The sequence below is a fragment of the Kitasatospora sp. NPDC056800 genome (genome assembly GCF_042789775.1).
Taxonomy (GTDB): Bacteria; Actinomycetota; Actinomycetes; order Streptomycetales; family Streptomycetaceae; genus Kitasatospora.
On the sequence record NZ_JBHUAL010000419.1, the window covers coordinates 1 to 1,455 of the forward strand.

General features: G+C 73.7%; 1 protein-coding gene. It reads right to left on the reverse strand.

Annotated features, from left to right (window positions below; all coding sequences use genetic code 11):
- Positions 1-30: 30 nt before the first annotated feature.
- A complete protein-coding gene (locus ACFRQN_RS40810; protein ID WP_380745700.1) occupies positions 31-1,200 on the reverse strand; it encodes a hypothetical protein in 1,170 nt (389 codons plus the stop codon).
- Positions 1,201-1,455: the final 255 nt, after the last annotated feature.

Here is a 1,455-nt window from a genome sequence, read left to right on the forward strand (position 1 = left end):
GTCCGGGCCTACGGTCCGGAGCGGGGTGCCTCAGTCCGTCGGTGGCCGCTCGGTCAGCTTCTGCTGCCGCCTGGCCTGCTTGGCGGCCTTGCGGTCGGCCTTGGTCATCGCGCCGGAATCCGTGCCGGCGGGGGCGTCGACGGCCGCCGGGGCGGCACCGGAGGGGCTCGCCGGTTGCGCCGGGGGCTCGGCCTTGGACTTGCGCAGGCTCTTGGCAACCCTCTCCAGGGTCCGTCCGATCTCCCGGAGGCGCTCCCACTCCGCGGGCTCGAAATCGCCCGTGTGGTCCTTCCGGTAGCGGCCCAGTTCCTGCGTGAACTGGGCCGCTTTCTTCAGGCCGTGGTGGATGAGCTCGTCGTTGTCCGCGTTCTCGGCCAGTACGTCCGCCAGTTCCCCCTCGGCGGTGATCTGCGAGTGGAGGGTCAGCAGGTCACGGGCGTCCCTCTGCCGCTTCTCCGCCAGGACCTCTCCCTCCTTCTCCTTGCGCATGGCGAAGGCGGTCACCTTGTCCGTGAACAGGCGCAGCGGCGCCACGACCGTCAGGGGGACCCGGGCGGAGCTCTCGTGCACCTGCATGTCCCGCGTCTCCGTGGGCACTTTGCCCAGCGTGACGCTGACCTCGGCCCCGCCGAACGTGCCCTTCACCGTCGTGCCGTTGGCGTCCGTGCCCGCTTCGTCCTGCAGCAGGGCTTCGAGGTACGCGACGACCTGCCGGCGCAGCTCCGGGTCCTGGCCCTCGGGGTCGGCGATGTGGAGCCGCAGATCGAGGTCCTGGACGGGCCGTGCGGCCTTCAGCGCGGCCACCCCGCCTCCGCCGCCGATGCTCAGGTGCAGCCCGCTGACACCCAGCCGGTCCTTGACGTCGTCGTTGATGACCCGTTCCAACGTGGCCGCGACGCCCAGCCGGAACTCGGATTCGGCGTCGGTCTCCGATCCGCCTTCGGCGCGCTGGACGGCGGCCGGAGGACGGGCCGGGACGTGGCCGACGGTGTGTCGGTGCTGTTCGGGCCGGGCCTGGGAGTGGCCGGTCTGGGATCGGCCGGTCTGGGATCGGCCGGTCTGGCGGAGCATCTGGACGACCGCGGCGTTGCCGACCGTGGCCTGGAGGCCGAGCAGCCGCGTGGGCGGGGCGGGGCTGGGCTTGCGGGCAGGGGTACGGCCGCCTGTCTCGGTGGCTCTGGTGGTCTCGTGATCGTGCAAGGAAGGCTCTCCACGGGCGCGGGGCGGTCGACTCCTCCTTGATACTGGGCGGGGGCGAACCAGTGCCAGGTACGGGCGGGCAGCAAAGGTTGCCCGGGCGGGCAACGCGCCGGTACGTGCGCGAACTCGCCTGCGGGGCGGGTGGCCACGACTCCGCCGGACAGTGGGCCCGGACCGCGTCCGGGGGGGGGGGGGGGCCCGGGGGGTGGCGGGGCGGGGGGGGGCGCCGGCGGGGGGGGGGGGTGGGGAGCGGGG